Origin of the sequence: Paenibacillus tritici, from assembly GCF_013204885.1 — a bacterium.
GTDB lineage: Bacteria > Bacillota > Bacilli > Paenibacillales > Paenibacillaceae > Paenibacillus_AQ > Paenibacillus_AQ tritici.
The window spans coordinates 340,834-367,327 of record NZ_JABMKX010000002.1 but is presented as its reverse complement, the minus strand read 5'-3'; the positions used below and the strand labels follow the sequence as shown (position 1 = coordinate 367,327).

Here is a 26,494-nt window from a genome sequence, read left to right as displayed (position 1 = left end):
CTCTTTTCGGCAGGCAGAAGTTATAACTAATAAAGCAACACTCCAAGGAGGAGCACAAGATGAGCGACAATCATACGGGTTACCGCGCCCAGACCATCGAGCCGAAATGGCAGAAATTCTGGGACGAGAACAAGACCTTTAAGACGAGTGAAGAAGCAGGCAAACCGAAGTTCTACGCCCTGGATATGTTCCCGTATCCTTCCGGTGCAGGACTGCACGTAGGCCACCCGGAAGGGTATACCGCTACGGACATCGTCTCGCGTTATAAACGGATGCGCGGCTACAACGTGCTGCACCCGATGGGCTGGGATGCCTTCGGACTTCCTGCTGAGCAGTATGCGATGGATACCGGACAACATCCGCGTGACATTACCTTCAAGAATATCGACAATTTCCGCCGCCAGATCAAGTCGCTGGGCTTCTCCTACGACTGGGACCGCGAGATCAGCACGACGGACCCGGGTTACTACAAGTGGACGCAGTGGATTTTCATCCAGCTGTACAACCGCGGTCTGGCTTATGTAGCTGAGGTATCTGTGAACTGGTGTGAGGCGCTGGGTACGGTTCTGGCGAATGAAGAAGTTATCGACGGCAAAAGCGAGCGCGGCGGCCATCCGGTAGTCCGCAGACCTATGCGCCAGTGGATTCTGAAGATTACTGAATATGCTGACCGTCTGCTGGAGGATCTGGAGGAGCTGGACTGGGAAGAGAGCATTAAGGATATGCAGCGCAACTGGATCGGCAAATCGACCGGCGCTGAGGTAACCTTTGCGATTGAAGGGCATGAGGCCGTGCTTGAAGTGTTCACGACCCGTCCCGATACGCTGTTCGGAGCAAGCTATTGCGTACTGGCCCCTGAGCATAAGCTGGTGGATGCCATTACAACAGAGGAACAGAAGGCAGCGGTTGCGGACTACCGCGACAAGGCTTCCCGCAAGAGCGATCTGGAACGTACGGATCTGGCTAAGGAGAAAAGCGGTGTATTCACTGGTGCCTATGCGATCAACCCGGTGAACGGCGCGCAGGTGCCCATCTGGATTGCAGATTACGTGCTGGCAGGATACGGAACCGGAGCGATTATGGCCGTTCCGGGCCATGATGCCCGTGACTGGGAGTTCGCCAAGCAGTTCGGCCTGAACATCCTGGAGGTTGTACAGGGCGGCAACATTGAAGAGGAAGCATACTCCGGCGACGGTCCGCATGTGAATTCCGGCTTCCTCGACGGCCTGTCCAATACCGATGCGATTGCGAAGATGATCGCCTGGCTCGAAGAGAAGGGCAGCGGCAAGGGCAAAGTCACCTACCGCCTGCGCGACTGGCTGTTCAGCCGTCAGCGTTACTGGGGAGAGCCGATTCCGATCCTGCACCTGGAAGACGGCACGATGAAGACCGTTCCTGTCGATCAGCTGCCGCTGGTTCTGCCGGATGTGGATGCCATCAAGCCTTCGGGCACCGGTGAATCCCCGCTGGCGAATGTAACAGAGTGGGTTGAAACGGTTGATCCCGAGACCGGCATGAAAGCCCGCCGCGAGACGAATACCATGCCGCAATGGGCCGGCAGCTGCTGGTACTACCTGCGTTATATTGATCCGCACAATGACCAGGAGCTGTGTTCACCGGAGAAGCAGAAGGAATGGCTGCCGGTTGACCTGTATATCGGCGGAGCCGAGCATGCGGTGCTTCACCTGCTGTATGCCCGCTTCTGGCACAAGGTACTCTATGATATCGGCGTAGTCGATACCAAGGAGCCGTTCCACAAGCTGGTGAACCAGGGAATGATCCTGGGGAACAATAACGAGAAGATGAGTAAGTCGCGCGGCAACGTGATTAACCCGGATGAGATCGTGGAGGCCTACGGCGCGGATACCCTGCGTGTCTATGAGATGTTCATGGGTCCTCTGGAAGCAACGAAGCCTTGGAACGAAAAAGGCGTCGAAGGCATTCACCGCTTCCTCTCCCGCGTATGGCGCCTGTTCGTGAATGAAGACGGCAGCCTCAGCGCGAAGATTACAGCGGACGGCGGCAGTGACGAATTCAAGCGCACCTGGCATAAGACGCTGAAGAAGGTTACTGAGGACTTCGAGCATCTGCGCTTCAATACGGCGATCAGCCAGCTGATGATCTTCATCAATGATGCTTACAAGCAGGAGAGCCTGTCCACCGAAGCGGCGGAACAGTTCGTGCAGATGCTGTCGCCGCTGGCACCGCATATTGCCGAAGAGCTGTGGCAGCTGCTGGGTCATGAAGGAAGCATCAGCTATGTTGCTTGGCCGGCCTATGACGATGCCTGGACCGTAGACGCGGAAGTGGAGATCGTCGTGCAGGTGAACGGTAAAATCGTCCAGCGCGCACTGATTCCGGCGGATATGGGCCAGCAGGACATGCAGGACCATGCACTGGCCCTGCCGAATGTGAAAGCGGCTGTTGAAGGCAAAACCGTACGTAAAATCATTGCCGTTCCCGGCAAGCTGGTAAATATAGTAGTGGGTTAAGCGAAGAACGCAATTCTGCCCGCAGCAACGGAGGTTTCCGTGCTGCGGGCTTTCTTGGTTTCGCGCGGCCTGGGCGGGTAAGAGGATCAAGTATCGTGGAAGGCCAAGGACAGCACAACCAGGGTGCAGAGCGGCAAGGTAAGGAAGGTAGAGAGACCAAGGCCGGGAAGCGTGACGACTGCCAGAATGGGAAGGGACAGGGCCAAGGCAGGGGCAGGATGGCTTAACGGTCTAAGCGGCTCTGGGCGATGCTGCCGAGTCCGAACAGTTCGTCAAGCTTTTCTACATCCTCATCGTACTTGTCATGAGTGGTGGTAATCAGCCGTTCAAACACCCCTTCCAGACTGGTCTGCAGATGATTAAGCGCCTGTGCTGTAATTCCGCCACGGACGGCAACCCGTTCCTGCAGTCCCTGGGGGGTGAATGAGCCTTCGGTCAGCAGCTTGCCTGTCCCCAGCAGCATCTCACCGGCAAGCCGGGTGACCAGTGCTTCGTCAATACCTGTCGCTTCTACAGCCGCTTCAATCCACCGCTCCAGGAAATAGCTGAGAAAAGCCGGACCGCAGCTGGAGAAATCCGAGGCAATTCGCGTATGACTCTCCGGAATTTCCTCGGGAACACCAATACATGAGAATAACCGGAGCAGCATCAGCCTGTCTTTTTTATTTAACCGGCTGCCGAAGATGCACAGTGAACTCCCGCCTCTGACGGAATGGGTGATGCTGGGAATGATTTTGGCGATTTTGGAGGGCAGGACAGCTTCCAGATGATAGAGCTGCACAGGGCTGGTGATGGATACCACAATCTGCTCGCTGCGCAGATAAGGCGCAATTTCATCGGTTAACCTCTTGAACTGCAACGGTTTGACACACAGAAACACAATATCGCTCTCCGTCGCGGCTTCGATATTGCCGGAGCATACAGTGATTCCGGGATGAAGCTTCTTCAGCTCCAGCAGCCTGCCGGGGCTGCGGTTACTGGCCAGCACATCACATGGATCAAGGGCTCCCGAACGAAGAAAGGTGTCAATGAGCAGACCGCCCATGCTGCCGGTTCCGATAAATCCCACTTTCATCCTGTGGTTACCTCCTTTCTAATGTTGCTGGGTTCTGGGCTTACAGGAATACTCTTCGTTAAATGTATGCAGGGCAGTCTTGGACAAATGACAGGTTTTAATCGGATTTTTGAATAAAATTCCAGTTCGATGAGGGAGGACAACCTGATGGATAAAAGAATGATCATCTGCGCCATCACCGCCGCGCTGCTGGGCGGCAGTCTGGTGTGGGCCGCTGACCACAGAGGAGAGGACGGCATTGCCGGATGGAAGACGCTGAACGCGGGGATGGCGCAGGCGCTGGGTGTCGCTGCTGAAGGGGAAGCCGGCAGTGCGGCCGCTGGGGTTGATGGCGGGAGCGAGGCGGGCGGTAAGGTGGCTGGGGGCGGGAAGGACGGCGGCGTAACGGCGGGGAGCGGAGCTGCGAATGCCCGGGCAACCGGGATAGTCGCTGCGGGGAGCGGGACGGCTGGAGCAGCGGGAGGCGGGACAGGAAGCGGTACTGTAACAGCGGGGAACGGAGTCTCAGGTGGTGGGGCAGGGAGCGCAGGCGGACAGGCAGCAGGTGGCGAAGCTGCGAGTGCCGGGGCAACCGGGAAAGACGCTGCGGGGAGCGGGACGGCTGGAGCAGCGGGAGGCGAGACAGGAAGCGGCGCTGTAACAGCGGGGAACGGAGCTGCTGACAGTGCGACTCCGGCGGTGGCCGATGGCCGGATCAATGTAAACACAGCCGACTTCAAGCTGCTGATGGACCTGCCGGGCATCGGGGAGAAGAAGGCGCAGGTGATCATTGATTACCGCAGCAGTAAAGGGGCCTTCCGCAGCCTAAGCGACCTGGGGAAGGTGAAAGGAATCGGCCCCAAGCTGCTGGAGAAGCTGAAGCCGCTGGTGGCATTTTGAGACCGATGTCCTTCGGGGTCTTGGCTGGCAGATAACCACAAGTCTGCGAAGAATCGGCCCCCGGGCAGCAGTTGGATTTTGTACACTTAAATCTTCCGCCAGTCTTAATTCAGCAAAAACAAGTGGATTAATGTTATCTAATTTGGCTCGTTTGCTCCAAAGCTCCAAGCATCGCTCGAATAAGTGTTGTTTATACAACTGCTTCGCTGTTTTCAAGTATTTCGCCCGAACTAGATGGAGTTTTTCCAATTAGTAACTTTCTCAGCGCAGGTACAGCAAGGTAAGGATAGTTGGTCTGGAACAGAAATCTAAATAGCAACAGGATGTTATCCGAATTTTACGTCGTTCCCATCCGCCAGAACTGCCTGCAATTGCACTTTGTACATTAGTTTGCTTCAAAATCTGACGAATCAATGAATCTGTTGCACATTGTGCAGTAGAATTCTGTGAAACCGGAGGTTTTGCGGCTAGATTATAGAATCAATTGTACGAAGTACAACAGAACGCAATTTTGTCCCCGATATGGCTATTTCTATTGCAGGAAATGCAATCAGACCTGAAATATTCTTGCCAGTGTTATAACTACTTATGGACAGAAGAACGGGTTAGAGAGAAGTTGCTCCCAACCGATGTTCTAGTGAAAAAGCAGGACATTATGATACAATAATGAACAACTATTTATAAAAGAAAGTGGAGATTGCTGATGACTGTGGCTTACCGCAAGAACTGGGATACATACTTCATGGATATTGCCTGCATGGTCTCTACCCGTTCGCGTTGTCCCCGCCGCCATGTCGGCGCTGTGCTGGTGCAGGGTAAGAAGCTGCTGGGTACGGCCTACAACGGGGCGCCGATGGGGGTACCCGACTGCTCGGAAGCAGGCTGTATGGTCTCTGAACAATATGAGCGTGAGCTGGTGAACGGTGAGGAGACTATGGTGAAGAAGCAGCGCTGTATCCGTACGATCCATGCCGAGCAGAATCTGCTGCTGTTCACGGACCGGAGCGACCGGGAAGGCAGTACAGTATATGTTACGGATGAACCGTGCTGGACCTGTGCCAATATGCTGGCTAACAGCGGAATTGTGGAGATCGTCTATCTGCGCCCTTACCGTAAGGATATGGAGAAAGTGCAGGCAATGCTCTCCTCCAAAGGAATTGTGTTCCGCCAGTTGGAGAACTATGAGCCGCCCAAGGAAACGATGATTTCGGTATCAGAATAACTGGCCTATCGGTTCCTGGCGGGACATGTAAGACTTGACGGAATGGACGGAATATGGACAGGAATAGAATATGGACTGCCTTCAGGGGAAGAACCTCTGCTCACGCATATGTTTGCGTTTGCAGGGGTTCTTTGCCGTTGCTGCGGCAGCGGCGGAAGAGAGCTGGTCCATGCAGGCGGGAAAAGAGAGTGTATCTATCTGAAAGGAGAGATAATGATGAACCGGAGGCCGCTCTTAAGCTTCACGATATGTTGGGTTGCCGGAAGTGCAGCAAGCTGTATGTTCTCAGGACGCAGTCTGCTGTTCTGCCTCGCGGGGATGCTGTTACTGCCTGCCATTTGGGCGGTCAGCGGAAGCATACGCTGGAGGATGGCTGCGGTGCTAATAATGGCATTGATTGCTGCAGCGCTATACTGGGAATGGAACGAGGCCCGCAATATGAGTCTGCTGCCTGAGGCACTTGGGCAAAGGACAAGCGAACTTTATGAGGCCTATGTAACAGCCGCAGGCGTTATTGCATCTCCGGTGGAGCGGGATGGGGACCGGGTTGATTTTAAGGTGAAGCTGTCAAGGATTGGATTGAGTCAGTCAGGGAGTTACGCGGCAGAAGTAGTAGTAGAAGGTACGGGAAAGGGAGCAATAACAGGGCCAGAAACTGTAGATACAGGTTCAGAAACTGGAGTAGATGCAGAATCAGCTACAGAAGCAGATAAAAGGGTCTTGGCAGAAGGAGAAGTAGAAGTTGCAGGAGAGCTGGCTGCCGTACAGATCAAACTCCAGGAGGAGAATGAAATTGCTGTGGCTGCTCAATGGCAGCGGGGAGACCGGGTCGTTATTGAAGGGGAGTTGAAGCAGCCACAGACCGCGCGTAACTTCGGCGGATTCGACTATCGTAATTATCTGCTCACCAACAGGATTCACTGGCTGCTGAAAGGCTCCGGGACAGCCAGTGTAACGGCTGCACCTCCGGCATCCTGGGAGCCATCCAGTCTGCTGCGCTGGAATGACCGGGCCCGTTCTGTGCTTGGCGCAGAGATGAGCCGCTTATTTCAGGAGCCACATGCCGGTTATATGAAAGGCCTCGTCATCGGAATCCAGGAGGAGCTGAACCCGGAGACCTTCAAGCAATTCTCGCAGCTTGGGCTGACGCATATTCTGGCCATCTCGGGAATGCATGTGGCGGTGTACGTCGGGGTGATCCTGTTTCTCCTGCGCCGCTGCCGCTTCACCAGAGAAACCGCATTGACGGTGACCCTGCTGCTGGTTCCGGTCTATGTGCTGCTGTCCGGGGCCGGCCCGTCAGTGATTCGCGCCGGGTTAATGAGCATGATTGCACTGCTCGCGGCAAGGCTTGGTATGCTTAAGGATGGAATGAATATTTTGGCGGCGTCTGCCCTGATGATGCTGGTCTGGAACCCGTACCTGCTGCTTAGCGTCAGCTTTCAGCTGTCCTTTCTGGTGACGGCGGGCCTTATGGTGTATACCCCGCTGGCTGCACCATTGTTCAAGGGGTTACCGGGCTGGCTGGGCAGCGCCCTCTCGGTGACACTTATTGCCCAACTGGTTTCTTTTCCGCTGACGATCTATTACTTCAACCAATTCTCCCTGTTGTCGGTTGCCGCCAATCTGCTGTTGGTTCCCTTCATCACGTTCCTGGTGCTGCCGCTCGGTACACTAGCCCTGCTGCTGGGTCGGGTCTGGAATGCTGCGGCTCTCTTGACTGCGCAGTGTGCAGAGTTCTTGAATAATGTTACGTTTGCGGCGGTAGAGTGGGTGAACGGATTCACGGCTGGCGTGCTGATCTGGGCCTCGCCTTCCTTCCTGTGGATCTGTCTCTACTACGGACTGCTATATGGATTGCTATATGCCTTGAAGCGACGGACAGAGTTTAGGCTTGTTCCCCAGTTCATGGATGATGAGACCCGGCCTCTGTCGGAGCTAGAGCAACCGGAAGCTCCGGGCAACAGACTTGGGAAGTCCGGCATTAACAGCAACAATAGAAGTAACAGCAACAACACCAGCCGCAATTATCCGCCGAATTCGGCGGCCGCTGCGAACAGTGGAAGAGCCGCGCTGGCCTTCCAGGCTTTTCCTCAAGCAGGTCCAACGCGCTGGTTCAGTCTCGCCGCTGTAATGTGCGCCGCAGGCCTGGCCCTTCTGCTCTACAGAGGCTACAATGCGGAGAGGCTGAATGGCGCAGGAGCGATCAGCTACCTCGATGTGGGACAGGGCGACAGCATCCTGATCACCACACCGGGCGGAGCCCACATCCTTGTTGACGGCGGCGGGACTGTGAGCTTCGGCAGCAGGGAGGCGTGGCGGCTCCGCCGCAGCCCGTTCGAGGTCGGGGCTAAGACGCTGCTGCCGCTGCTGAAGCAGCGGGGTATCCACCGGCTGGACGCGGTCATCCTGACGCATGGCGATCAGGACCATGCCGGAGGGCTTCAGGCGGTGCTGGAGGGAATACCCGTATCAGCGCTGCTATTCAACGGGACGCTCACCGGTAAGGAGCCATACACCAAGTTGATGACTACGGCGCTGGCTGCGGGTGTCCGGCTGTATCCGGTGCAGCAGGGCATGGTTCTGGCCTCCGACGAAGCCACGCGGCTGAATTTCCTCTGGCCGGAGCCGCCTGCGGACGGGCAGGCCCTTCCCGAGGAAGTGGAGGATCAGAATCACGAATCGGTGGTGTTCCGGCTGGAGATGAACGGCCGGGGGTTTCTTTTCACAGGTGATATGGACATGGCGGCCGAGGAAGCGATATTGCGATCTGCGCAACAGGCCGCATTCACTCCAAGCAGGCCCATCGACGTCCTCAAGGTCGCCCACCACGGCAGCAAAACCGCCACCAGCGCAGACTGGCTCGCCTTCTGGAAGCCCGGGGCCGCTGTAATCTCAGCCGGTGTGAATAACCTGTACGGACATCCGAATAGCGGTGTGCTGGACCGGTTGGCAGACGCAAATACTGAGATCTACCGGACTGACCAGCAGGGGGAGATTCAGCTGAGAGTACATAAAAAAGGCATAGCAGTGAGATGCAAACTGGGTGAAACAATGAAATAAATAGAAAATAAAATTACTCTTTTTCAGTGGGAGTACAAAGGGAAAAAAAGCGATAGTCACAGTTAAACATTCGCTAAATAATGAAAGGAGTGCCCCGTCTGGCTGTATTGGAAATCATATGATTTTAAGTGTGGTTCAATTTATTATTGGTGTATACCTTTTAATGATTTCATCAAATGCATACGATATGTTTGGGATTTTATTATGGATTTTATACTGTAAATTAACTACTACACTTAATACCCATTGACTATTCACGGTAAATTCATGCGAGATAAATGTGTATTCAGTATGATATTGCAATATAAGTTAATGGAGAGTTACAACTGTTAATATACGCTGATTTAGGAGGGTTTATTTGAAAAATAACCATAAAACAACAATTATTGTGCCGGTTTTTAATGGAGAAGCATATATTGAAACTTGTCTGGAATGTTTGATTAATCAATCATACAATAATTTGGAAATAATAGTGGTTGATGATGGTTCTACTGATAATACCAAAAAATATATTGAGTTATACATGGAAAAAGACAGTAGGGTTTTACTAGTTGAACAAAAAAATCAAGGCGTTAGTAGTGCCAGAAATAAGGGGCTTAGTTATTGCACAGGAGAATATGTTTGTTTTGTTGATTGTGACGATACAATTGATAGGGACTACTGCAAAATTATGATCGGGTATATGAATGAAAATATTGATGCAGTAGTTTGTGGTGTGAGAGTTTCTTATAATGGAGAGTTTACTGAGGATTCTCCTTATTACAGCACGGTATCAGGGGAAGCTGCCTGTCTGAATATTCTTGAGCAAAGAAATGTTTCCGGTTTCATTTGGAATAAACTATTTAGAACATCTGTGTTTCAGTTGAGAGAAATATGTTTTCCAGAAGGATTAATATACGAAGATCTGCTGGTTTGTTATGAATACTTTCGATCTGTACATTCTGTGCAATATATTGCTGAAGCACTGTATCATTATAAAAGAAGGTCAGGTTCATTATGTACCAATTATGATAATCCGAGAAGAATGAGTGACTTAATTGAAATCATTAAAATAATGGAAGAAAAAACGCTCAAAAATCAAATGAATTTAAAAGCATTTATATTTTTCCTTCATAACTCCCTTCTAAGATTAAATAATTATTTCATAAGATCTAATTACATTGGTAATGATATTCTATTTAAAAAGTGTGCGAGATTCATAATTGAACGCATTCAGGTATTAAATGGAGAGCTTGAAAATGTGAAAATCAAGTATTAAAAGTTAAGGAGTCAGCGTGCGTCATATTCAATCGGCGCGCGCTACTTTGTGTGTAGCGACAATGATAAAGGTAAATCAAAATCGTATATAATAAGATTCATAAGAAAGGAAGTGATCCTATCCTTATTGTCCTGGCAGGACTCTTAATGCTGCTGATATTCCAGACGCTCTACCTGCTGAACTACAAAAGCCAGATTAAGCAGATCAGCAGTCAACTGTCTTTTATTATGGAGCATCAATCCCGTAAGTTTGTAGCTACGCAATTGAAGCCGAGGGAGATCGACAGGCTGGTCCGGGAGTGCAATATGCTGCTGAGCCGCCAGAGAGCTATGGATGAGCAGTTCAGCCGCAAGAATCAGGAGATGAACTCTACGATTATTAGTCTCTCCCATGATATCCGGACGCCGCTCACTTCCCTGGACGGTTATCTTCAATTGGCGCTGCGGGCGGGGGCGGAGCAGGAGAAGAGCCAGTATGTAAGGCTTGCCCAGTCGAGAATACAGCAGATCATCAAGCTGGTGGATGAGCTGTTTCTGTATACGAAGCTGCAGAATCCTGAATATGTGTTTGAGCTGCAGCCGGTTGAGGTTATGGAGGTGCTGAAGCGGAATCTGTTCACCTTCCTTGATGACTTCACCCGTTCCGGGGAGGAGCCTGAACTCCGGCTGCCGGAGCGGTCCGCGCTGGTCATGGGGGATACGAATGCTATAGAGCGAATATTCTCCAATATTATCGGCAACTATTTCATCCACGGGGCAGGCCCGCTTTCGGTCGAAGTCCAGGATAGGCAGGATACGCTGTGTATACGCTTCACTAACCGGCTGAAGGCGGGCAGTACAGTGGATACGGAGAAGATATTTACCCGCTTTTACAAAGAAGATCCGTCGCGTACCCTCCATTCCTCCGGTCTTGGACTTTCGATTGTGAAGGCGCTGATCGAGAAAATGAACGGATACGCAGAGGCCGAATGTACAGCGGATACCTTCAGGATTAGCATAGCCTTCAAGACAACGGGAAAGGAGTATGCCCATGTACACTAATGTTAACGGCAGCAGGGACGGGAACCGCAGGCGAATTCTCATCGTTGAGGATGACGAGCATATTAACGGGATTATCCATGACGGGCTTACCGCCGCAGGATTTCTGTGCACCCGCGCTTATTCGGGCAGTGAAGGGCTGCTGAACCTGGCGGAGCGGGAGTATCACCTGATCGTGCTGGATCTGATGCTGCCGGGGTTGTCCGGGGAGGCGTTCATGCACAGCCTGCGCAAGGAGCGGAATTCCGGGACTCCGGTAATTATCCTCTCGGCCAAGGACCAGCTCGATCATAAGCTGAATCTGTTCACGCTGGGCGCGGATGATTATGTGACCAAGCCCTTTGAGCTGGAGGAGCTGATTGCCCGCATCCATGTCCATATCCAGCGAACAACTGGGGAGGAGCCGGTGAATGAATTCAGACATAAGAATCTGGTGCTGGATAGTGTGGATTACAGTGTGCGAATTCACGGAACAGCGCTTAATCTGACCCGGCAGGAATACAGAATTGTAGAACTGCTGCTTAAGAATCCTACCCGCGTGTTCACCAAGCAGGATCTCTATGAGCTCGCCTGGAACGAGGTCTATCTGGGGGAGGACAAAACCATAACCGTACATATCAGCAATATCCGCAACAAAATCAAACCGCATGACAGTGAAGCCTATATTGATACGATCTGGGGCATCGGCTTCAGGCTGAGCAGATGAGCACAGCTTTGAACTTTCTTAACCTTTTATTGGCGATATCTTAGTCTTCATCCTGTTAACTTAGGGTAAGGAGGTGGCAGCCATGACAGATTGCATGATTGAAATATGCGGACTTACCAAGATGTACAAATCGAAAACGGCGGTACGAAATGCCGATCTCAAGATTTACAGAGGGGAGATTGTCGGGATCATCGGGAGGAACGGGGCGGGTAAATCCACCCTGCTGAAGATGATCGGCGGACTCGTGTATCCGACCTCGGGAGAGCTGCATTTCTTCAACCGTGCTGCGGCTGGGGAGCAGTCTTTTTTCGAGCGGATGGGTGTACTGATTGAGAATCCCGGGTTATACCCGAATGTTTCAGCTTACGAGAATTTGAATCTGCTCGCCATGGCGTATGGTCTGGGGGACAGGAACGCGGCGATAGAGAAATTGCTGCAGCTGGTAGGACTCGATAGCAAGAATACTGCCAAAGTTAAAAGCTATTCCATGGGTATGAGGCAGCGGCTGGGGATAGCGGTGGCATTGCTCGGCAGTCCCGATGTGCTGATTCTGGATGAGCCGATTAACGGGCTGGACCCGCAGGGCATTGTGGAGATACGGCAGTTGATTCTGGAGCTGAACACAGCGGGCTTAACGATTCTGATCTCCAGCCATATCCTGGAGGAGCTATCGAAGATCGCCACCAAATACGTCATTATTCATCAGGGAGAGTTCATCGAGGTTCTCTCGCGGGAAGAATTGCAGCAGCGCTGCGAGGAACGGATTGAGCTTGGAGTGGAGGAAGCCCGGGCAGCCCTTCCGGTGCTGGAGCGCGAGCTGAATATCACGAAATATAAGGTGGTGGACAGCCGGACGGTGTATGTATATGACGAGAATATCCACATCCGGCAGATCGTCAAGGTGCTGTCGGAGCAGGGGATAATGATAGATTCCATAGCAAAGCACAAGCAGAGCCTGGAGCAATATTTTCTGGAACGCACGGAAAGTGCAGGTGAACGGCATGATTAATCTGCTTAAGATGGACCTGCACCGGTTCGGGAGAAATAGAATGATGTATCTGCTGCTGCTGTTGTTCTGCGCTTTTCAAATCTTCGGCATCTTCATGATGAAGAAATACGAGCAGCCGGTGGAGGGTGCTATTCCAGTCAGCCGCTTAACGGAGAGCGAATTCATCCAGTATAACATCTCGCAGCCGCCTTCATGGATGCTGATCTATATTGCGGTGTTCACGATCTATTTTTATATGAGCGAATTTAATTCCGGCTTCCACAAAAATTACATTTCCATGCGTAACGCAAGACTCCACTCCGTATGCTCAAAATTGATCATTCTCGCCATTTTTGTGGCGATGATGTTTCTGACGATGCTGATTGCTGACGGGGCCGGAAGAAGGCTGTTTTTTGACCATACGGCTCTGGGGGACCTTGCCACACTCATTACACTGCTAATCGGCCAATTCCTGCTGCACTGGGCGTTCTCGATCCTTATTCTCTGTATTGCCATGATCGCCAAAAACCTGCTCATCAGCCTGAGCGCGGGATTTATTCTGGCACTGAATGTGATCGGCATGGTGTTGGCGGCCCTGGAGGCTCAGCTTACCGGCATTCATCTGAGCAAATATCTGCTGATCAATACGCTTGTGCGGGTCAAGGATTTCAATAGTACAGCTGACATAGTGCATACGTTTGGCGTTGCGGCCGCAGCCATTCTATTATTTGGCATCCTTGCCGTCAGGTATAAGCTGAAGGAGGATCTGAACTAGAGATTACTTCCGGGGGCGATCGGCTGCCATTCTTATATATCCCCCGGGCAGATCCCTGTCGTGTATCCAGGCATCCACCAGCCCGTTGAAAAGCTCTGGCCTCGCCAGAGAGACTCCGTGTCCAACCCCGGGGATCATCACGCCGATACAGTGGGAGCTCGCGTCAACAAGGTCTTGGGCGGATTGCTTCATCACAGCTTTTTCTTGCTCGCCGACGGTTACTAATATCTTGCCTGCGGCCTCGCTGAACCCGGGGGGGATGGAGAATGACATATTCTCTTCCAGCACGGTGATCAGGGTCTCAGGCTGCATCCGGCAGCTCTCTTCATAATACCGCTCCAGGTATTCATCGCCCAGATATAGTGTCTTGGCCTGAAGCCTGGAGAACCATCTGTATTGGATCAGGGGGAAGGATAATCTGGCAGCCGGTCTGATCCATCTTGCAGCATAGGAGACCGGTCTGACCAGAGCACTGTTAATGATGGCATAATCAATGAGCGCAGGCTGCATGCCCAGCATTTGAGTCAACACTTGTGCGCCCAGCGAAAAGCCTATAACGACGACTTTCTTGCCGCCAGCGTGGTCTTCAATCCATTGGAGCAGTTCTGCTGCACTGCTGCGGATAGAGAATTCAGGTGCATCTGAACTTAGCCCGTGTCCGGGCAGATCGGGTACCGCACAGTGGTAGCGGGCAAAAGCCTTAACCTGCTTCTCCCACATCCAGCCGCTCACGCCGCCGCCATGCAGGAAGATCATCAGACAATCCGCGCTCCGATCCCCGTATTCTTGAATATGTAAGGCCATACCACCACACCTCATTCTTGTAAAAATACCCATCCCTACTCCTACGTCTCAACACCCGTATGGTCTCATATATAGATTCGGCTTTGCCTTCCTTTTGGGGACGGTACCGTTTCAGTGAAAAGTGGAGCTTGGGTTTCGATGTTTACTCAGGACCTTCGCAGGGCCTAGAACTGTGTCTCACAAAAAAAGCCCCCGTCAGCTTGTCCAAGCTGACGGGGGCTTTTTATACATACTATCCTATAGATTGAACTTGTTAATTACAAATAAAGGGTAAGTGGCGGAAGGGAATTTTGGAACTGTAGGAGCGTTAGCGTCCGCCTTTGTATACGGATTTCTACCGCGAACAGCGGTCTAATCAAGGAAATCTGTATACAACAGCGGCCGGAAGTCCAAAACTTCTCTGGAGCCACGATTATCCCGGAATCGGTATTTACAAGTTCAATCTACCCACTTAAAACTTAAAATCCTCATCCCGCAAAGGCTCCACATTCATAGCCCGCACATACCCGTTGCCCTTCTTCGAGAAGAAGTCATGCTGCTTGGTGTGGGTGCTGATCCCGTTCTGCACGATCGGGTTGATCTCTTCTTCATCGAACAGCGGATCATGGCCGAGGTTCATCATCGCCTTGTTGGCATTGTAGCGCAGGAACGTCTTCACTTCCTCCACCAGACCAATCGGCGCGTAGATCTGCTCGGTGTATTGCTCCTCATTTGCATGCAGCAGGCGCAGCAGACCCACCAGGGTCTGGTAGACATCGCTCTGGTCCTCTTCGGACAGCTCTTCGAAAATCTCCTGGGCAAGCACGCCGACATAGACGCCGTGGATGCTCTCATCGCGCAGGATCAGGTCGATGATCTCGCCGCTGCAGGTCATTTTGCCTTGTCCGGCCAGATAGAGCGGGTAGAAGAAGCCGCTATAGAACAGGTAGCTCTCCAGCAGAACCGATGCGGACATCGCCAGATAGAGGTCTTTCTTCGTTTCAATCTTAGAATAATATTCAGAGATCGTCGCTGCCTTGAACTGCAGGAACGTGTTGTCCTCCACCCAGCGGAAGATCCCGTCAATCTGCTCGGTGGAAGCCAGTGTGGTGAAAATACTGCTGTAGGATTTCGCATGAATCTGCTCCATCATCCCCATGAAGCCGAGAACCGCCTTGCGCTGCAAGCCGTCCACATGCTCCATAATCTGCGGCATACCCACGCCGCCCTGAATCGTATCCAGCAGGGTCAATCCGCCCAGCACCTTCATATAGGAGTCCTTTTCGATCTCACTCAGCGTGAGCCAGGACATTTTGTCATCGGATAATGGAATTTCGTCGTCGGTCCAGAACTGCATAATATTCTGATTCCAGAACATCAGCGAGAAATCGTCGTCGGGACGGTTCCAGTTCACGGCTTGGATTGCGCTCATAATCGTATATTCTCCCTTTCTGTACCCGTGCCCGCTCTTAGATAGAGCAGGACAGGCATTCCTCGACAGACAGTTTATTGGTCCGGGTGTAGTACAGGGATTTCAGTCCCTTGTGCGCCGCATACAGGTAAGAGCGTGCCAGCTCACGTGTCGTTACATCACTGTTCACATGCAGGACCGTCGAGATGCCCTGGTCGATATGGGGCTGAATTTCCGCAATCAGATCAATCACCTTAAACTGGTCCATCTGGTAGGCGGATTTATAATAGAACACATTGTCCGGACGCAGGTAAGGCATCGGGTAGTAGGTGGTCGAGTTGGCATAGGTGCGGGTCTCGATCTGCTCTACAATCGGCATTACGCTGGAGGTGGCATTCTGGATGTACGAGATGCTCGCTGTAGGCGCAATCGCCAGACGGTAGGCATGGTACAATCCGTTCTGCATAACCTTGTCACGCAGCTCTTTCCAATCCTCGGTGGTAGGAATGTAGATCCCCTCGAACAGCTCCTGCGCTTTTGCCGTAACCGGACGGTAGTCTGTAGTCAGATAACGGTCGAAATACACGCCGCTGGCGTAGTCGGACTGCTCGAAGCCATAGAAGGTCTCACCGGTCTCGGCGGCGATCTCCATACTTTTCTCAATCGAATGATAGTTCATCGTCATGAAGAAGGTACGGGCGAAATCACGGGCCTGCTCACTCTCATAAGCCACCTTGTTCTTGGCAAAGTATCCATGCAGATTCATCACGCCCAGACCCACGGAGTGCATCTCCTTGTTCGCTTTGGCTACGCCCGGAGCGTTGGAGACCGTAGTCATATCACTGACCGCAGTCAATGCCAGCATCCCTTCATGTACGGATTCACGGATCTTGCCGTGCTCCATCACATTCACGATATTCAGTGAAGCCAGGTTGCAGCTAATATCGCGGCGGATGGCATCCTCTTGCCCGTAATCATTGATCTCCGAAGTCTCCTGCAACTGGAAAATCTCGGTGCACAGGTTGGACATCTTGATCTGGCCCACATTCCGCAGGGCATGAGCAGCGTTGGCGTTGCTCTTGTTCATAATATATGGGTAGCCCGATTCAAGCTGGATCATGGCGATCTTGGTCAGCATGTCGCGTGCGCTCATGGCGATTCTTTTCTTCACCCGCGGATCGGCGAGCAGGGTGTCGTACATGACGTCCAGATCCATGTCATCCAGATGCGTACCGTACGCCTGATAGACTGTATAAGGAGCGAACACATGCAGCGGCTGATTATCCTGTGCGAGCTTGTAGAAGCGGTTAGGCACGATCAGGCCGATAGACAACGTCTTCAGGCGTGTCCGTTCGTCGGCGTTGATCTTCTTGCTGTCCAGGAATTCGAGTACATCCCAGCCAAAAATATTATAATAAGCCGCGCCCGAACCCTTGCGCTGACCCATCTGGTCGGCGTAGGAGAAGCCGTCTTCCATGAGCTTCAGGACAGGCATGATGCCTTTGGCCGCATCCTCGACACCCTTAATCGTCTCGCCGCGCGATCGCAGCTTGGACAGATTGACGGCAACACCGCCGCCGATCTTCGACAGCTGCATGCAGGTGTTCAGCACATAGTTGATCGAATTCAGCGAATCGTCCATCTCCAGCAGGAAGCAGGAGACCATCTCACCGCGGCGGCTTTTGCCGGCATTGAGGAAGGTTGGCGTAGCAGGCTGCAGGCGCTGCTCCATCATCGAGCGGGCCAGTGTACGGGCCGTCTCCACATTGCCGCGTCCCAGATGCAAGGCTACGACAGCTACACGGTCCGGATAATGCTCCAGGTACTGCTTGCGGTCATTACTTTTGACAGCATAGTCCGTATAGAACTTGGAAGCCGCCATATAGGAAGGGAACTGGAAATTATATTCGTGGGCAATCCGGTAGACATCCTCCATCTCAGCCGCAGAATAACGGTCATACAGGTCCTCGTAGTAATCATTGGCAATCATATAATCAATCTTCGCTTTGGTAGTTGTGAAGGTCAGGCTGCGCCGCTCCACATCCCGCATGAACTCGGCTACCGCCTCCTGGTCCTTATCCAATTGGAAAAAGCCGCTTTCGTCTCTCTTCATCAACATGTTGTTCAGTTCAATATGCCGCAACCCGGTCCACCTCCTGTTTTATGCGCTGTACATCACCAAATGTTCCCGACAATTCAAACTTGCCGACCACCGGTACGTTGTAACGCTGTGCAATCAGATCTGCGCTGTGCGCATATAGCTCACCCCAGTTTTTGTTGCCGCTCGCGGCGATGCCTTTGAGCCTGGAATGGTTCTTCTCTAAGAATGAGGATACCTTCTCTGGAATCTGTCCAAATCCGGTGGTGTATGTAACAAGCACGTAAGGCTCGTCGATCGTCATATGCTCTTCGATTTGAACAGCGGGAAGCTTCAGTTTATTGATGAACCTTCTAACGTTGCCAGTCTTGGAATCGTAAGCAATCAGCATGGTCCCTAACCTCCTATAACATTAGCTCTTTCTACTTGACAAATGATGATGGGCCATTTCACTAGATTTATTGGCTTTTCTATTATATACACTATATTTAGTAATGCTTAATCATTTTATATACCATATATTGAAAAGTCAAGTGACGAACAACCCCTCCCAGGCCCGGAAAATGCGGGTTGAAATGGCCAATCCCACGCCCCGCCTGCATTCTATTCTCTTATAATTTATTAGTATTTTTTTTAAGCAATTTGCTGCGCGGGGGAATGGTCCGAATGGGGCGTTTGGCGAAGGGGAATCGTCTGCGGATTGATCAGGCATTCAGACTCCGGTGAATACGGATGTGATTGCATTTTATACATTAGATGGACTCGAATTCTCGGGGGAAATGGGATCTGTTGCATTTTGTACACTTGATTTCAGCAAATGAAGGGGATTGGAGCAGATTTTCCAAATTCTACTGTAGGAAATGCAATAGAATAGGTTTTAACGTCGAATATCGTCCGTTCTATTGCAGGAAGTGCAATCAGTCCACATATAAAAGGGAACCGTTTCTGCCCGCGTGAGTCTTATTGGGTGAGAGGGGAGAGAAGTATGGATCGTAGCAACGAATTACCCTATAACATGACCTGCGTTCCGTCTATATCCCTTCGTGAGATGATGGAGACTTATGGTTCGGACGTATGGAATTATGCTTTTTTCTTAACCCGCAGCCGGGAGCAGGCCAGTGATATCAGCCAGGAGGTATTCCTTAAGGCATACAAGAGTATCGGCAAGTACCGGGGCCAAGCGACCTTGAAAACCTGGCTGCTCACCATCACCCGCAACACCGCATTCAGCTTAAGGCGTAACAGCTTCTGGCGGAGGTTCACTCCGCTGGGAAGCCATCAGGATCAGGGAGGCACCTTGTCCGCAGAACAAGAGGCTATCGGCAATCAGTACGCCAACCGCATCTGGGAGATCATCATGGAGCTGCCGGATAAGTACAGAGAGGTGCTGGTGCTGGATATTCAGCAGGATCTATCTGTCGCTGAACTGTCAGCACTGCTCGGGATCGCGCAGGGGACGGTCAAATCGCGTCTTGGCCGGGCCAGAATGAAAGTGAGAACGGCGATGAAGGAGGAAGACCTGTGAAGACGAGATATGAGGATGAACAAGTGAAGGTGATGAGCGGGGAAAAGGACTGGTACAAGCAAGCCGGGCGCAACCCGCTCTTAGAGCCGGGATTCACGCCACAGCTCATGGCGCGGATTGAAGAGGCTGCGGCAGAAGGCTCACCGGGCAAAAGCGGACACCGCCGCCGGTTCGGGCGGGCCGCGGTGCTGGGCGGACTGGCAGCGGTGCTGCTAATCAGTGTGCTGATCTGGCCATTTGGCCCGGGGGCCGATTCCGGCCCGGCAGCGAAGCTGGCCTCGCTATTCAAGCCAAGCTCGGGAGCGGCTGTGGTGCAGCCGTCGCCGTCTGCTTCAGCAGCCCCTTCGGCATCGCCGGGGGCTTATCAGCCCCCGCTCGGCTCTGCGGAATTCGAGCTAGGCGGGATGAAGTACTATATGCCCCTGCCCATGAACAGAGACAGGGCAAGTGCGCGTGCCGTGGAGACTAATGCCGGTATCGTCTGGTCGCCTCCGCCTCCGATGGTGAATTACAGCAAGCCTGGATACACACATCCTACTGAGCCTTATGCATTATATCTGTCTCCCAAAGGGCAGCCTGAGCTGTCGGAAGCTACAGCCAAGCGGATATACACCTTGCCGCTCTACGCGGGCGGTTCACAGAGCTACTATGAACTGTCCGGAATCTATGCCGGTGGCGATTATGTTATCATGAGTAGCGCTACCTTTACCTTGGGTAAGAAAAATAGCAGAACACAGGATAAGTTCTTTGTAGTGAATGTAACCGCAGCGGCGGCCGGAGAAACGGCAGTTTCACGTGAGCTGTATGACTACGCCGGCGAAGGCTACGATCTTTCTGTTCACAGATCGTATATTGCTTTTGATCATGTGAATGAAGGTATGCTGGTTGTATATTATACGAAGAATGGACGGAACGCTTATGAGATGCATGGTGTATTATACGACTTAGCTACAGGTGAGAAACAGAACGTTGAGAGCAAGATCGGGATCGATATTAAAGGACAGAAGCAAACAGCCGTTTATGAGATACAAGGAAAGAAGCGCGAAGCTGACATGGCGTTGCTGCTCGGCCAGCAGTGGTATTATGATTGGTACTATAATGAATTCGGAGAGCACATAGAACCAGTCCCGACAGGGATGTGAGTGTTCTGTATTTGTAGCATCGAATAGAGGAATCCTGGTGAGACTACAGGGTTCTTCTTTGCTGTCTGCTGCTTAATCCGATTCAAGTAGATAATTTACTAAAATAAAGCTATAATTTTGATAATATCATCAAGTAAACTTTGTCTGTGTTTATTATTGGACTTCTATATATAGAAGAGTGGAGCGGGGTAAATGAAGAAGCTGACCATTGAGGATGTGGCCCAGAAGGCAGGCGTATCGAAAAGCACAGTCTCGCAATTTTTGAATAAACGGTTCAAATATATGAGTGAGGCGACCAAAAACCGCATCGCCGAGGTTATTGACGAGCTGAACTACCAGCCGAATGGCCTGGCCCGCAGCCTGAAGCAGAACCGCACGCATATGGTTGGCATTATTGTAGCCAATATTGATTATTCGCTGTCCATCCAGTGTATCCGGGCGATCGAGAATGAGCTGCAGCGCCATGGGATTCAGGTGATCATCTGCAACTCGGACGAGAACGCCGATAAGGAGAATACTTATGTGGAGACGCTGGTCGCCCGGCAGGTGGATGGGCTGATTATTTTCCCGGCAGGAGATCAGCCCGCACCCTACACCCGATTAATTGAAGCGGAATACCCGCTGGTCTTCATGGACCGGCTGGTGGACGGAATCACTACCCAGAGCCTGCTGCTGGATAACGAGATGGCGGTGAAGACAGCCGTCCGGGAGCTGAGCAGCTACGGCCATGAAGCGATTGCTATTCTATCGCTGCCGCTGGGAGTCCATGCGATTACCCCGCGCAAAGAGAGAATGAGCGGGTACAAGAAGGCGATGGAGGAGGCCGGTCTGCCGCTGCTGGACTCATACATGCGCAGTGTGCCCCGCGAAGATATCGCTGCTGCACTGGACGAGCTGCTGCAGCTGCCCCAGCCGCCGACAGCGCTGCTTGCCGCCAATGATCTGGTGCTGGGCGAAATTCTTAAATATGCGAACCGCCATGCCATTGCGATCCCCGGCCAGTTGTCGGTTATCGGCATTGACGATGCCGAATTCGCCCGAATCTACAATCCTGACATTACTACGATCCGTCAGCCTGCTTACGAGATGGGGATGCAGGCAGCGAAGATTATGCTCTCATTGATCAACGATGCGGACGGCGCAATCCCTATCACTTACAGATTTCCGCCTTCCTTGCAGCAGGGAGCCTCTGTACAATCACCGGCCCATTCGAATTAAAACGGTTTGCTATTCGATCTGCATACCAAAAGGACCGCTCTCCAAGCCGTAAGGCTTCATGTGGCGGTCCTTATTTGTGAACAAGCTATCCAAGGGGCTTGAGAAGCTAAGGATGGATAGCAGCTAGGCTCCTTTTGCAGCACCAGAAGGTCTGCTTACATTACACGCCTGCGTTCATGAAAGCTTCCAGCTCATCGCGGGTCGGAAGTCCATCCATATCGCCAGGCGACATTACGGCGAGTGCGCCGATTGCATTGCCGCGCTTCACGGCTTCGGCTACGCTCAGCTTCTCCAGCATGGCACTGATGACGCCAACCGCGAAGCCGTCTCCGGCACCAACAGTATCCACAACCTGCTCTACCTTGAAGCCGTCCACATAACCTTCTTCACCAGCGGAGGTTTTGTAGTATGCACCCTCAGGACCGAGCTTGATCACTACAAGCGATACGCCGCGCTCCAGATAGAACCCGGCAATCTCCTCCGGCGTCTCAAGGCCGGTGAGGATCTTGCCTTCGCTGTGTCCAGGCAGGAACCAGTCGCAGCGGGTCGCCAGATCATTAATTGTGTTGACCATGGTTTCGGTGTCCGGCCAGAGGGTAGGACGCAGATTCGGGTCGAGCGATACGGTTGCGCCGCGCTGCTTCATGAATTCCATGGCATGCAGCGAGAACTCGTGACAGGAAGCCGAGAGCGCAGCAGAGATGCTCGTTACATGCAGATGGCCTGCGGAAGCGAAGTATTCCTCATTGAAGTCGGCCAGGCTCAGCTTGGAGGCGGCGGAATTTTTGCGGAAATATTCAACCTTGGGATCTCCGGTCAGTACCTTGGATTTGATCAGCATACCTGTGGGGAATTCCGGGGTAGTTGTGATGCTGGCGGTATCAATCTTCTCCTTGTTCAGTGCTGAGACGATGAATTGCCCGAAGTTGTCTTCGCCCAGCTTGGTCACATAACCGGTCAGATGCTTAAGGCGCGATAATCCGGTCGCTACATTGCTCTCTGCACCTGCCAGCGCCTTGGAGAAAGAAGTGACCTCATGTAAGGGGCCGGCTTCATTGGCGTAGAACATGGCCATCGGCTCTCCGAATGTAACTGCATCCAGTTGTTTGTTCATCAATAGTTCCTCCTAAAATGAAACCGTTATTATGGTGTGGAATAGAATATAAGTTGAAATTATCACATAAAACGGTTTTGTACAATATAGCATTGCTCATCCAGCGGGAAAATTTGGGGCGGGAAATGAGCGTGAAAGTCCGTAGAACGTTGATACATAAGTGTTTTGTGCATAGATTTGAAGAAGGATGCCTCTGCGCGGATAAATATATATTGACTGATGGCGACATTATTATTACTATTTTCTTAGAGGGATACTGCCTGATGTTAGTAAATTAGATAAATTAGTTTATCTAAATTAATATTCTTGCTTGAAATATAACCAGAGAGGGAGTTTCTACCATGAAAAAAATTAAAGTATTGCAGAATATCACATCTGTCGGCGTAGTAGCCGTTATCCGTGCGGACAATGCGGATGATGCCTATGCAATGTCGGTAGCCTGTATAGAGGGCGGACTGAACAATATAGAAGTTACCTTTACGACTCCGGGTGCAGAAGTAGCGATCAAGCGCCTCGTTGCCGAATATGGGGGCCGCGCTGTGATTGGTGCCGGTACTGTGCTTGACCCGCTTACGGCAAGAATCGCTATTCTGGCAGGCTCGGAATTTGTGGTCAGCCCGTCTTTTGAAGAAGATACCGCCAAGATGTGTAATCTGTACGGCATTCCGTATATGCCAGGCTGCATGACGCTGAATGAAATGAAGGAAGCCCTGAAGCTGGGCGTGGATGTGCTGAAGCTGTTCCCTGGCAGTGCGTTCGGACCGGATTATGTCAAGGCTGTCAAGGGTCCTATGCCGCACGTGAACATTATGCCTACCGGCGGCGTGGATTTGAACAATATGGAGAAATGGATCAATAACGGCTGCATCGCTGTCGGTATCGGCGGCAATCTGACTGCACCGGCCAAGGAAGGCCGTTATGACCAGATCACGGAGCTGGCTGCGCAGTATGTAGCGAAGTTCAAGGAGATCAAAGGCCTGTAACTTAGAATTAAGCCAGACTCGCTCGCCGATCTGGAGACTCTCCATATAATAGGAATGTCTTGTCTCTATGGGGCAAGGCATTTTTTGTTGAAACGGTACCATCCATTAAAAGGAGGGCAAAGCCATGTCCACTTGCTTGCCTATCATGCTCGGTAATCAGGAAATTAAGATACGTTTTTCCATTTGCTTGTTGCCGGGGGCGGAGATAGTCAGCGGGTGTAAATGATGGAAATGCTGATGATCAGGGCAATACTTAGCTATAGGGATGGTGCATAAGCGCCTGCCGATATTTGAGAAGTTGACCTGAAAGGTGATGCCATGACCGGCGATGAGCTTCGCAGCAAGCTGTACCCGACACTGATAATAGAAGAAGCCGATTATGTGGGAATCAGAACTGCAGTACATGGCTGCAGGGTGAGCGCAGGAGCGATTTATCAACTGCACCGTAACTATAATCATCCGCAACTTTTTGAGCAGGGGGAAGTATATGTGCTTGATGATGATTCCAGAGAGAATTATGCGGTGCTCCTGCTGTGTGCTACAACATTATATACATTGAAGGAGCCGTCTTCTTCGTAGCCTGGTCTGGTACGGAGCGGACGGCTTGTCATGTCATTTCTGTAACTAACTTCTATAAAAAGAGTATTTGAATGATTGCAGCATCCCTTGTATGCTTAGTAGGGATTGTGGACTATAAAAAAATGATTACAGCTTGCAACAAATTCGCAGTCTTGCGCGTCAGTAAGATTGCATAGAGAGGGGGAACCTTCGTGGTGGAGCAGGGACTCATCAGAGCCGCTCAAGCGGGCGATCGCGACGCTCTAATCACCCTATTGCGCGAAATTGAAGGGCATGTATATAAGACGGCCTTCTATATTCTGCATAATGAACAAGATGCTCTGGATGCCTCCCAGGAAGCGTTGATCCGGGTGTACACCAAGATCGGCTCCTATGAGGAGAAGGCTCAGTTCAAAACATGGGTTCAGCGGATAGTAACCAACATATGTATTGACAAATTCCGGAGAACGAAGCCTACAGTTTCTATTGATGAACACGAAATGGTGTTCCAGGATAATAAACATAACGTAGAGCGCGAAGTGATGTCGGGTTATCTGGCGGAGGATATCCGTGAGGCCATTGACCAGCTTCCGGAGCATCACAGGACCGTGATCGTGCTTCGCTATTTACAGGATTTTTCTTACAACGAGATTGCAGATTGTCTGGATCTGCCTTTGAACACGGTGAAATCTTACCTGTTCCGGGCGCGGCAGCAACTGCAGAATAGACTTCAGGAGTATCAGAAAGGTGGTGTGTCAGGATGAAGTGCGCGGAGGTGATGGAATGGATGCACCGCTATTTAGATCATGATCTCAGTCAGGAAGAAATGCTTGAAATGTTCCGTCATATCGACGATTGTCCTTCCTGCGCGGAAGTCTTGGACCGGCTGACGATGCTCTCCGAGCAGCTTGAACAGCTTCCGGAGGTGAAGCCGCCGTTCAGTCTGGTCGACTCTATCCTGCCTCAGCTGGAGCAGCTGGACCGGGGTGTCCGGGAAGAGCCTGCTGTGATGGAGCCGGAAGATCCCAAGGTTATTCCCTTTACACGTTCAAGCACCCGCGAGAAGACGCCCAAGGGCGGTTCCCTGGCTAAGCGGACAGGCATAGGTGCTGCTGCGGCAGCGGTGATTCTGCTCTTTGCCATACTCAAAATGCCGGAGAGTATACCGGGTGCGGACATGAACATGGCTTATGATAAAAACAGCAATGAGGCGGCAAGCTCCAGCCTGAGAACGGGGAGCGCAGAGAATTCAGCTCCGGCTGCCGGACAGGCGGACAGCGGCGGCAGCGGGGATGTCAGCTCCATGGATCAGGTAATGCCGAGTGATTCTGCGGACGTTAATCTGAAGAATACACCGCCTGCCCCCAGTGAGAATGCTGACACAGCGGCAGGAGCCGTTAGCGGTCCTGCCATGAGCAAGGAGCCTGTTGTAACAGAAGCTCCTCCGCTACACAAAAGTACGGCTACTTCGCCTCCGGCGGACAGCCCCCGGAGCAGCGGTCAGGCGAATACTCAGTCCGCAGGCCCCAAGAGTACGATTCTGAGTACACCGGGGCAAGAGATTGCTTCGGATGACAAGCCGGCTGGAGATGCCCGGATAGCACCGACTCCAACCCCTGCAGAGCCGGAGGCGTTTAGCCTGATGGCTGCCGAGACTTCATGGCCTTCTCCGGACGGGCGCTACACCGCAGAGCTGGCCGGCAAGCAGGTGGTAATCTACAGCTCGCCCGCAGAGGGGACAGGAGAACGCGTGGCGCTGACCTCTCTTCCTGTAGAGGGGGATTGGGTCTCCGGTGAGTGGTCGGGAGATGGCAGCCAGTTCACCTATGTGTCGCAGCTTCAGGATGGCACGCAAGCAACGAAGGTGTACACCGTTCCGGCAGAGCTCAGCGCACCGGTACCAACACCAACACCGGTACCTTCTACTTCTCCGGAGGCTTCCGCCGTCCCTTCCCCGGATTCCAGCCCGGCTGTGACGCCGGATGCGGCAACATCCACAAAATAGGCGATAACCGGAACTATTTATGGACCTGGTGAATATGCTAAGGTAGGAGAACAAAAATTACAGGATCCTGCGAGTATCGTCGGTATGACCGGCGGCACGGAGAGTTTCTAGAGCTTCTCCCTCCGTCGTTTATATAGATGCGCCGCTTAAACGGAGCAACTT

Annotated in this window: 23 protein-coding genes; 17 read left to right on the top strand and 6 right to left on the bottom strand. The window is 52.0% G+C overall.

Going from position 1 to position 26,494, the window contains the following annotated elements; translation table 11 throughout:
* Positions 1–59: 59 nt before the first annotated feature.
* A complete protein-coding gene (leuS, locus tag HQN87_RS04715) occupies positions 60–2,492 on the top strand; it encodes a leucine--tRNA ligase (RefSeq protein ID WP_173128519.1) in 2,433 nt (810 codons plus the stop codon).
* 95 nt (positions 2,493–2,587) lie between these two features.
* Positions 2,588–2,719 carry a hypothetical protein gene (locus tag HQN87_RS32655; protein WP_301953153.1) on the top strand — a complete coding sequence of 44 codons (132 nt, stop codon included), beginning with the start codon at positions 2,588–2,590 and terminating at the stop codon, positions 2,717–2,719.
* On the opposite strand, the gene comER is transcribed toward HQN87_RS32655, so the two are convergent.
* Positions 2,716–3,567, bottom strand: coding sequence for a late competence protein ComER (gene comER, locus HQN87_RS04710; RefSeq protein WP_173128515.1), 852 nt, complete (start codon positions 3,565–3,567; stop codon positions 2,716–2,718). The two genes, HQN87_RS32655 and comER, sit on opposite strands and share 4 nt — an antisense overlap.
* A 147-nt stretch (positions 3,568–3,714) precedes the next feature.
* Between comER and HQN87_RS32255 the strand changes: the two genes are divergently transcribed.
* The 8 genes from HQN87_RS32255 to HQN87_RS04670 all read left to right on the top strand — a co-directional run bounded on the left by HQN87_RS32255 (position 3,715) and on the right by HQN87_RS04670 (position 13,495).
* Complete coding sequence (locus tag HQN87_RS32255) at positions 3,715–4,446, top strand: ComEA family DNA-binding protein (RefSeq protein ID WP_254075352.1); 732 nt, start codon at positions 3,715–3,717, stop codon at positions 4,444–4,446.
* Positions 4,447–5,149: 703 nt separating this feature from the next.
* The gene (locus HQN87_RS04700) at positions 5,150–5,668 is read left to right on the top strand and encodes a deoxycytidylate deaminase (protein WP_173128512.1); all 519 of its coding nucleotides are present in this window, start codon (positions 5,150–5,152) and stop codon (positions 5,666–5,668) included.
* 42 nt (positions 5,669–5,710) lie between these two features.
* Positions 5,711–8,731, top strand: coding sequence for a ComEC/Rec2 family competence protein (locus tag HQN87_RS04695; RefSeq protein WP_254075351.1), 3,021 nt, complete (start codon positions 5,711–5,713; stop codon positions 8,729–8,731).
* Positions 8,732–9,089: 358 nt separating this feature from the next.
* Positions 9,090–9,989 (top strand): glycosyltransferase family 2 protein, encoded by a 900-nt coding sequence (locus tag HQN87_RS04690; RefSeq protein WP_173128509.1) that lies wholly within the window; start codon positions 9,090–9,092, stop codon positions 9,987–9,989.
* A 146-nt stretch (positions 9,990–10,135) separates the two neighbouring features.
* Complete coding sequence (locus HQN87_RS04685; RefSeq protein ID WP_173128506.1) at positions 10,136–11,029, top strand: sensor histidine kinase; 894 nt, start codon at positions 10,136–10,138, stop codon at positions 11,027–11,029.
* A complete protein-coding gene (locus HQN87_RS04680) occupies positions 11,019–11,732 on the top strand; it encodes a response regulator transcription factor (protein WP_173128503.1) in 714 nt (237 codons plus the stop codon). Before HQN87_RS04685 ends, HQN87_RS04680 begins: the two co-directional genes overlap by 11 nt.
* Positions 11,733–11,814: 82 nt before the next feature.
* The gene (locus HQN87_RS04675) at positions 11,815–12,741 is read left to right on the top strand and encodes an ABC transporter ATP-binding protein (protein ID WP_173128500.1); all 927 of its coding nucleotides are present in this window, start codon (positions 11,815–11,817) and stop codon (positions 12,739–12,741) included.
* On the top strand, positions 12,734–13,495 hold the full coding sequence (locus tag HQN87_RS04670; RefSeq protein ID WP_173128497.1) for an ABC transporter permease: 762 nt from the start codon (positions 12,734–12,736) through the stop codon (positions 13,493–13,495). Before HQN87_RS04675 ends, HQN87_RS04670 begins: the two co-directional genes overlap by 8 nt.
* Positions 13,496–13,498: 3 nt before the next feature.
* Here HQN87_RS04670 and HQN87_RS04665 read toward each other — a convergent pair whose 3' ends face one another.
* The 4 genes from HQN87_RS04665 to nrdI form a co-directional block, all read right to left on the bottom strand.
* Positions 13,499–14,299: an alpha/beta fold hydrolase gene (locus HQN87_RS04665; protein ID WP_173128494.1), complete on the bottom strand. Its 801-nt coding sequence runs from the start codon at positions 14,297–14,299 to the stop codon at positions 13,499–13,501.
* A gap of 451 nt (positions 14,300–14,750) precedes the next feature.
* A complete protein-coding gene (gene nrdF, locus HQN87_RS04660; protein WP_173128491.1) occupies positions 14,751–15,710 on the bottom strand; it encodes a class 1b ribonucleoside-diphosphate reductase subunit beta in 960 nt (319 codons plus the stop codon).
* A gap of 37 nt (positions 15,711–15,747) precedes the next feature.
* Positions 15,748–17,832, bottom strand: coding sequence for a class 1b ribonucleoside-diphosphate reductase subunit alpha (nrdE, locus tag HQN87_RS04655; RefSeq protein ID WP_173128488.1), 2,085 nt, complete (start codon positions 17,830–17,832; stop codon positions 15,748–15,750).
* A complete protein-coding gene (nrdI, locus tag HQN87_RS04650; RefSeq protein ID WP_039309577.1) occupies positions 17,819–18,178 on the bottom strand; it encodes a class Ib ribonucleoside-diphosphate reductase assembly flavoprotein NrdI in 360 nt (119 codons plus the stop codon). Before nrdI ends, nrdE begins: the two co-directional genes overlap by 14 nt.
* A 594-nt stretch (positions 18,179–18,772) precedes the next feature.
* Here nrdI and HQN87_RS04645 point away from each other — a divergent pair.
* The 3 genes from HQN87_RS04645 (at position 18,773) to HQN87_RS04635 (ending at position 21,672) form a co-directional block, all read left to right on the top strand.
* Positions 18,773–19,312, top strand: a complete 540-nt coding sequence (locus HQN87_RS04645; protein ID WP_173128485.1) for an RNA polymerase sigma factor — start codon at positions 18,773–18,775, stop codon at positions 19,310–19,312.
* Positions 19,309–20,454, top strand: coding sequence for a hypothetical protein (locus HQN87_RS04640; RefSeq protein WP_173128482.1), 1,146 nt, complete (start codon positions 19,309–19,311; stop codon positions 20,452–20,454). Before HQN87_RS04645 ends, HQN87_RS04640 begins: the two co-directional genes overlap by 4 nt.
* 192 nt (positions 20,455–20,646) lie before the next feature.
* Positions 20,647–21,672 carry a LacI family DNA-binding transcriptional regulator gene (locus HQN87_RS04635; protein WP_173128479.1) on the top strand — a complete coding sequence of 342 codons (1,026 nt, stop codon included), beginning with the start codon at positions 20,647–20,649 and terminating at the stop codon, positions 21,670–21,672.
* Positions 21,673–21,832: 160 nt separating this feature from the next.
* Here the strand turns inward: HQN87_RS04635 and HQN87_RS04630 are convergent, their stop codons facing one another.
* On the bottom strand, positions 21,833–22,786 hold the full coding sequence (locus tag HQN87_RS04630; RefSeq protein WP_173128476.1) for a sugar kinase: 954 nt from the start codon (positions 22,784–22,786) through the stop codon (positions 21,833–21,835).
* Between the two features lie 341 nt (positions 22,787–23,127).
* Here HQN87_RS04630 and HQN87_RS04625 point away from each other — a divergent pair, with 341 nt between their 5' ends.
* The 4 genes from HQN87_RS04625 to HQN87_RS04610 all read left to right on the top strand — a co-directional run bounded on the left by HQN87_RS04625 (position 23,128) and on the right by HQN87_RS04610 (position 26,332).
* Positions 23,128–23,769, top strand: a complete 642-nt coding sequence (locus tag HQN87_RS04625; protein ID WP_173128473.1) for a bifunctional 2-keto-4-hydroxyglutarate aldolase/2-keto-3-deoxy-6-phosphogluconate aldolase — start codon at positions 23,128–23,130, stop codon at positions 23,767–23,769.
* A 318-nt stretch (positions 23,770–24,087) separates the two neighbouring features.
* On the top strand, positions 24,088–24,348 hold the full coding sequence (locus HQN87_RS04620) for a hypothetical protein (RefSeq protein WP_173128470.1): 261 nt from the start codon (positions 24,088–24,090) through the stop codon (positions 24,346–24,348).
* A 191-nt stretch (positions 24,349–24,539) separates the two neighbouring features.
* Entirely contained in the window at positions 24,540–25,091 is a 552-nt protein-coding gene (locus HQN87_RS04615) for an RNA polymerase sigma factor (RefSeq protein WP_068724820.1), read from the top strand.
* The gene (locus HQN87_RS04610) at positions 25,088–26,332 is read left to right on the top strand and encodes an anti-sigma factor family protein (RefSeq protein ID WP_173128467.1); all 1,245 of its coding nucleotides are present in this window, start codon (positions 25,088–25,090) and stop codon (positions 26,330–26,332) included. The genes HQN87_RS04615 and HQN87_RS04610 overlap by 4 nt, the downstream gene beginning before the upstream one ends.
* Positions 26,333–26,494: the final 162 nt, after the last annotated feature.